The 6,830-nt window shown below is 71.5% G+C and carries 7 protein-coding genes; 6 read left to right on the top strand and 1 reads right to left on the bottom strand.

Annotated features, from left to right (window positions below; genetic code table 11):
* Position 1: 1 nt before the first annotated feature.
* Positions 2-979: a LysR family transcriptional regulator gene (locus ACFRU2_RS00685; RefSeq protein WP_382966401.1), complete on the bottom strand. Its 978-nt coding sequence runs from the start codon at positions 977-979 to the stop codon at positions 2-4.
* A 116-nt stretch (positions 980-1,095) separates the two neighbouring features.
* Between ACFRU2_RS00685 and ACFRU2_RS00680 the strand changes: the two genes are divergently transcribed.
* The 6 genes from ACFRU2_RS00680 to ACFRU2_RS00655 all read left to right on the top strand — a co-directional run bounded on the left by ACFRU2_RS00680 (position 1,096) and on the right by ACFRU2_RS00655 (position 6,693).
* Entirely contained in the window at positions 1,096-1,908 is an 813-nt protein-coding gene (locus ACFRU2_RS00680) for an inositol monophosphatase family protein (RefSeq protein WP_382966400.1), read from the top strand.
* A 49-nt stretch (positions 1,909-1,957) separates the two neighbouring features.
* Positions 1,958-2,605 (top strand): NADPH-dependent F420 reductase, encoded by a 648-nt coding sequence (locus tag ACFRU2_RS00675; protein WP_382966399.1) that lies wholly within the window; start codon positions 1,958-1,960, stop codon positions 2,603-2,605.
* A gap of 93 nt (positions 2,606-2,698) precedes the next feature.
* On the top strand, positions 2,699-3,877 hold the full coding sequence (locus tag ACFRU2_RS00670) for a hypothetical protein (RefSeq protein WP_382966398.1): 1,179 nt from the start codon (positions 2,699-2,701) through the stop codon (positions 3,875-3,877).
* A gap of 156 nt (positions 3,878-4,033) precedes the next feature.
* Positions 4,034-4,612 (top strand): TetR/AcrR family transcriptional regulator, encoded by a 579-nt coding sequence (locus tag ACFRU2_RS00665; RefSeq protein WP_382966397.1) that lies wholly within the window; start codon positions 4,034-4,036, stop codon positions 4,610-4,612.
* Between the two features lie 178 nt (positions 4,613-4,790).
* Positions 4,791-5,885 (top strand): hypothetical protein, encoded by a 1,095-nt coding sequence (locus ACFRU2_RS00660; protein WP_382966396.1) that lies wholly within the window; start codon positions 4,791-4,793, stop codon positions 5,883-5,885.
* Between the two features lie 139 nt (positions 5,886-6,024).
* On the top strand, positions 6,025-6,693 hold the full coding sequence (locus ACFRU2_RS00655) for a hypothetical protein (protein WP_382966395.1): 669 nt from the start codon (positions 6,025-6,027) through the stop codon (positions 6,691-6,693).
* Positions 6,694-6,830 lie beyond the last annotated feature (137 nt).

Here is a 6,830-nt window from a genome sequence, read left to right as displayed (position 1 = left end):
GTCAGTGATCCGTAGGGACTCGTCCGGTCTCCGGCTCGGCGTGGTCCTGGCCCTCTCCGAGGGCGGAGGAAGCGGCCGGTGGGGCGAAGAGTGCCTGGACGGTTTCGAAAGCCGTTTCGCGCAGCCAGGTGTGGGCGCGGTCATCGTCGTAGCGCCGGTGCCACAGCAGGTACAGGGGAACGTCGGGCAGCTGGAGCGGCAGCGGCAGCGTGACCAGGCCGAGTTGGTCCCGGGCTGCGCGGGTGACCGCGTCGGGGAGGGTCACGACCAGGTCGGTGCCGAGCGCGAGGTGCAGGGCGAAGGAGGTGGTGGGCCCGGCGGCGACGACGCGTCGTTCGAGGCCGCGTGCGGTAAGGGCGTCATCGATCGGGTCGCGCAGGCTTCCGCGCCGCGAGACGGTGAGGTGTTCGGCGGCCGTGTAGCGGTCGAGGCTCGGCGGGCCTTCGGTGAGCGGGTGGCCCGGCCGCACGGCGACGACCAGCCGGTCCCTGCCGACGAGGCGGTGCCGGATGTCGGGGAGCGTCGGCCGGCCGGCGCTCGATTCGAGGTCGACCTCGCCACGGCGCAGCTCGGGGGTGTCCGTGCCGGGTTCGGCGGGCAGTCGCAGCTGGACACCGGGGGCCTGGCGGTGGACGGCGGCGATCAGGGCGGTGCCGCACGCGGCGGCCAGGGCGTCGTGCCAGCGCACGGTGAAGACCCGTTCCAGAGCTGCCAGGTCGAGTTCCTGTTGTGCGGAGAGGAGGCGGTGGGCCTGCTGGACGAGGGTGTGGACCTCGGCGCGGATGGCCAGCGCGCGGGTGGTGGGGACCATGCTGCGGCCGGTGCGGACCAGGATCTGGTCGCCGGTGGCCTTGCGGATGCGGCCCAGGGAGCGGCTCATGGCCGGTGCGGTGACGTGGAGCCGGGCTGCGGCACCGGCGACGCTGCCCTCTTCCAGCAGGGCGTCCAGGGCGGTGAGCAGGTTCAGATCCAGTTGCATGAGAGTAACTCTACGAGTGAAAAGCATGCACTTGTCGTTAATTCACAGGGCCTCTAACTTCGAAGTGCGGGCAGGGGAACGCGCCGCCCGCATCGACCGAACCCAGGGAGCCCGCCATGAGCACAGCCATGCCTTTCGCCGCCGACACGACGCTCCTGCCCGAGGTGACCGCCGCGGTGAAGGCCGCCGGCCGCACGCTGCGCGACCGCCACAGCTCGCACGCCCGAGGAGTGAGCCTCGACGAGATCGTCGAGGAGATCCACGCCAACGACGAGGCGGTCCTGGACGTGCTGCGGGAGCCGCTGCTGCGGGCCCGGCCGGGATCGCAGTGGGCCGAGGACGAGCTGGCCGGCGGCGCGCTTCCGCCCGGGGAGTGGTGGGTCGTCGACCCCGCCGAGGGCAACATCAACCACGTCCACGGCATGGACGACTGGTCCGTCACCGCCACCCTGGTCCGCGACAACCAGCCGGTACTCACCGTCGTCCACCTGCCGCTGACCGGCGACACCTACACCGCCGTCGCCGGCGGCGGCGCCCGCCTCAACGGCCGGCCGCTTCAGGTGTCCGCCAAGACCGACCTGGGCGCCGCACTCATCGGCACCGGCCAGGCCAGGCCCGGCGAGGACGAACACACCTTCCGGCGGATCGGCGACTCCGTCACCGCCATGCTCGTCAACGGCCTGGTCGTACGCGTGTCCGTGCCCGCCACGATGCAGCTCATCCACGTCGCCTCCGGACGCATGGACGCGTTCTGGCAGTTCTCCGACGTCCGCTCCGGCCTGGTCGCCGGCGCACTGCTGGTCTCCGAGGCCGGAGGCACCGTCACCGACCTGGCGGGCGAACCCTGGAGCACCGCCAGCCGCGACTTCCTGGCCTCCGCCCCCGGCCTCCACACCGCCGCCCTGAAGATCCTCTCGCCGATCGCCTGACCGGACGACCTCCACTCTTCCCGCCCCACACCGCAAGGAGCATCACTTCATGACCAGCATCGGCATCCTGGGCGCCGGCCGCGTCGGCGCCAACCTCGCCGGCAAGCTCTCCGAGGCCGGACACCCCGTCATCCTCGGCCGCCGGAGCCCGGCGGAGCAGCCCACGGCGGTCGCCGAAGGCGCAGGCCCCCGCGTCTCCTTCGCCGACCAGCGCACCACCGCCCGCACCGCGGACATCGTGATCAACGCGACGCCGGGCGACAGCGCCCTCGACCTCCTGGCCGGCCTGCGCACCGAACTCGCCGGCAAGATCCTCATCGACGTCTCCAACGCCACCCGGGACGCCGGCGACGGCCTGCCGGGAGACCTCTGCTATCCCGGCAGCAGCCTCGCCGAGCACCTCCAGGCCGCCCTTCCCGACACCCGTGTGGTCAAGACCCTCAACACCATGCTGTTCATGGTCATGACCGCTCCCGAAACCCTGGCGACCCCACCGATCGCCTATGTCTCGGGCAACGACGAGAACGCGAAGAAGACCGTCACCTGCCTGCTCGGCGACCTGGGCTGGCAGCCCGAATGGATCGAGGACCTCGGCGACATCACCACGGCCCGCGCCACCGAAGCCATGATCCTGGTCGTGCCCCACATCCTGCGCCGGCACGGCTTCAGGCCCTTCGCCGTCTCCCTCGCCCGCTGACCCCCATCGCTGCGGTATGAGTACGGTCAGCTCATGCAGAAAGTGGAGTGGGGGCAGCGGGGGCATGTCCTTCTCATAGCGGGGGGTGGCGCCGTGCGCCGTCGCGCCGTTCAGGTGGCTCCGAGTGCCAACCTGGCTGCGCTCGGGGTCGTTCCGGTTTCGCTGCTCCTGAACAGCGGTGTCTCCTGCGATACGACGTACCTGGACGGGGCTCGGGATCCGAACCTGGTGGTGACGCGGTTGCGGACGGCTGCGGCCACGCCGGGTCCGCTGCTGGTCTATCTGTCGGGCCGCCTCACCGTCGACCGCCGTGGCCGTCAACTGCACGTGGCTCTGGCCGGTACGACGGCCGGGTCGGTTCGGTACACGGCGCTGCCCTGGGAGTGGCTGGGCAGGGAACTGCGGGGCCGTCCGCCCGGGCTGACGACGGTGTTGCTGGATCTGGTCGCGGACAAGGCGGCGTGGCCGCTGCTGCAGGAGTACGGCAGCCTGCCCCAGTCGCCTTCCGCCGAGGTGTACGGGGTCGTCTCGCCGCCGGACTTCGCCGGCAGCGGGACTGCGGTGAGCAGGTACACCAGGTGCTGGATCGCTCAGCTCGCCGCGGGTCCGGGCCGTCCGGCGAATCTTCAGGTGCATGCTCTGGCCGTCGGTGCGGCGGCGCTGCCGCCGGGCACGCTCGTCGTGCCGACCGCGCGCGAGCTCGCCGCCCCCGCTTCCGGGAGGCCGGGTTCGGTGAAGGCCACGGATCCGGGTCCGGCGGTTCAGGCCGTGGGCGGGGCACCCGTCATGGGCCGGCAGGGGGCGGCCGCTCGGCAGCCGGCCGCCGCGGACGAGCCGGTACGTGATCCGCGGCCGCAGATCCACGCCCTGGCCCTTGCGGGCCGGCACGCGGAGGCCGCGGGTTTCGCCGAGGCCTGGGAGCAGTACGTGCGGCAGCGGTCGGGGTACGGGTCACCCGGAGCGATCAGCTGGCTGGAGATCCGCGCCGATCTCGCGCGGATGGAGGGTTCCTTCGAGCTCGCGACACGGCTGTGGACCAAGGCGGGCCGGATCCGGCTGGGCAGTCAGTCTCCCGATGCGCCGGAGGTCCTCGCGGCCGCGGCCGGCGCGCTGTACTGCTGGACCCGGCTCAGAGAACCGGTGGCGGCCCTCGACACGGCCACGGAGCTCATCCGTCTCCTGCGCGACCTGCCGTCCCTCGACCCCCGGAACGTCAAGCTGGCCGAGCAGCGTGTGGAGTTCTTGCACGGTTCTTCGAGCAGACCCGGATAGCCCGCTCGGGCGTCTTTCCGGTACCCGGGTCCCGGGTACCGGAGACACCCCCCGCTACGCAAGCGATACGAAACGGACCGTTGCGTGATCAGTGTGTGGCCGGAACCGGCAGCTGTCAACACGAGACGTAGCGTTGCGCTCGGATAGAGTCGGTCCGTGAGTCCCGCAACCCGCAGCGAAGAGTCCCGGCAGGCCATCATCGAGGCCGCTTTCGGCCTCTGTGTGGAGAGGGGATTCGCCTCGACCACGATCGAGGGCATCGCTGCCCGGGCGGGGGTCGGCAAGACGACCATCTACCGGTGGTGGCCCTCCAAGGCCGCCATCCTCATCGAGGGCGTCGAGAACGCCCGGGACGCCGCCGCCGGCTTTCCCGACACCGGTGACATCCGTGCGGACCTGGCCGCTCAGACCTCCAGCGTCATGAGCCTGTTCACCACGGAGTTCGGCGAGATCTGGCGAGGCCTGATCGGCGCCGCCCAATCCGACGAGGCTGCCGCGGACGGGGTCACCCGCATCCTGCGGGTCTCCATCGACGCGTGCGTCGAGCGTCTCGCCACAGCGCGCGACGCCGGGCAGATCCGCACCGACCTCGACCTCGAGATGGCCGTCGAGCTGCTCTACGGGCCGATCTACCACACCTGGCTCCTGCGCACCCGCCCCCTGCCGGAGGGGTACATGGAATCGGTTCTCGCCACGCTGCTGCCCGCACTGGTACCCGCGCCCGACCAGCACTGACCTGCGCGTTTCAGCTGGCCGATACCGGACGTTTCTTCGTGTCGGAGGCTGGGGAGGGCTCGGGCGTCGTGCCGTGCTCGCCACCCGGGGGATCAACAGGGGTGGGTGGGGGCGGCCGGCGTCGTATCCGTCCGAGAAGACAGGGGAGATCTTCTTGATGCCCATGGTGGTTTCCGCGATGTTATCCGTGATGGTGGCGCCCTCCGCGCTCTCCGCGCCCTCCGGCGCCGCCGTCTCGATGTACGAACTGCCGCTCCTGGCAGGCCATTCCAGTAGTTCGGCCCAGGCGATGAACGACGCCGGCGACGTCGTGGGGCTCTCGCTGGACGAGAACGAGGACGGTTACCTCGTACGGTGGGGCGCCGACGGCTCCCTCACCCGCCTGCAGGCCGTCTCCGGAGGTTCGGGCGGGCAGGCGGTCAGGATCGTCGAGGACGGCACCGTGGCCGGCTTCACCGCCACGCCGGACGGCGTGCGCCATGCCTCCCGATGGGACGCCTCGGGTGCCCTCACCCGCCTCGAGGAGCCGGCCGGCTACGTCGAAGGCGAAGCCCAGGACATCAACGACTCCCACGTCGCCGTGGGACGCCTGTCGACGGCCGCTCGCACGCGCCCGGTGCGCTGGGGCCCGGACGGCCGGGTGACCGTACTGCGCCTGCCCCCGAAGGCGGAGGGGGGTGTCGCCACCGGGATCAACAAGCGGGGGGAGATCGCCGGTTACGCGTTCGTGCCGGGCGAGAAGACCCGCGCCGTGCGCTGGGACACCGCGGGCCGTGTCCACGATCTCGGCTCGCTCGGGGGCTCGTACAGCGAACCGGCCGCGATCAACGACCGCGGCACGGTGATCGGCCGGGCGACCGACGGAGCCGGAGAGTGGAAGGCCGTCCGAGCCGCGCGCGGGAAGAAGTTCGAGGCCCTGCCGTCGCAGGGGATCGGCGCGCGGTCCGTGAGCGTCAACAACGCGGACGTCGTCGTCGGGAACGTCAAGGACCACGCGGTGCGGTGGGACGGGAACGTCACCACGGAGCTCGCGGTACTGCCCGGCACGGGCCGGGTCTTCGTGAACGGGATCAACGACGCGGGGACGGGCGTCGGCACCTCCGACGAGCGTGCCGTGACCTGGGACCCGCTGGGGCGGGTCACCGCCCTGCCACTGGCCGCCGGCATCGACACGACCCGGCCGCTCGCGATCAACGCGAACGGGAGCGTCGCGGGTGACGTGGGCAGTTCACGGAGTTGGCCGGTCCGCTGGCGCGCCGTCGTCTGGCGGTAGCCCGTTCTTGACGATCACGTGAACGTATCCGATCTTCCTCACGCATGCGGGACCGGTCGGGTTCTCCTTGCCCGAGGCAACGTGGACATCCGTCCGTCGCCGGTACACCATCACGGTTTCCCGGAAAGGGAGTTGACACATGAGGCAGCAGCACTTGCGGGTCCTGGTCGCGGTCGGGGTCCTCTCGCTGGGATCGGCCGGCACGGGGAGCGCGCACGCGAGCCCGGCCTCACCCAAGGGCTGCCCGGCGGTGGCGGAGATCTTCGCCACCGACAACACGGCGATCATCACGGACCCGGCGGACCCCCGGCTGCGGACCCGCCTGACCCGCTTCGACCACGAGGTGCGCGGCATCATCCGAGCCCACGGCGCGAAGCCCGGCTCCTCGACCCTGCTGGACGGAGTCTTCTGGTCCGACGAGCTGAAGCAGACCACCTACGAGCGCTCGCGCGAGTTCGAGGTCAACCGGGTCGACCCGGCGGGGCTGCGCCACATCGCCGACGTCATCCGCAAGCAGTACCACCAGGAGTCGGTGCTGACGTTCCGCTGCCTGCCGCGGAACGCACCGGACACCGACGCCGTGGAGATCCAGGCCCCGGGAGTGAGCCCGACCCGCCTCCACGACGCCCTCCTCGCCGACCCCGAGGCCCGCGAACGCCTCGGCGGGGGCTCCGTCACCGTCGACGGCAGGCTGATCCTCATCGCCCCGCTCGCCGACCTCCCCCTCGCCAAGAAGCTCACGGCGGAACTGGGCGTCGACTGGAACACCGCGGAAGTCCGCTACGGGGACGAAGAGTTCGTGGGCTGAGGTGCTCCGCCGCCGACGGAACGCACCGCGGCGGGGGGGGGGGGCCCCCCCCCCGGGGAGGGGAGGGGAGACGCCCAGACACGCCGCACGGGAGGGAGCGCGCCCCCGTTGCGGAGCACAGGAGGGAGACCTCTCTC

Source organism: Streptomyces sp. NPDC056883 (genome assembly GCF_042788835.1).
Taxonomy (GTDB): domain Bacteria; phylum Actinomycetota; class Actinomycetes; order Streptomycetales; family Streptomycetaceae; genus Streptomyces; species Streptomyces stoeckheimensis.
Note: the sequence above shows the minus strand (reverse complement) of the source record. Positions and strands in the feature narration are given on the sequence as shown.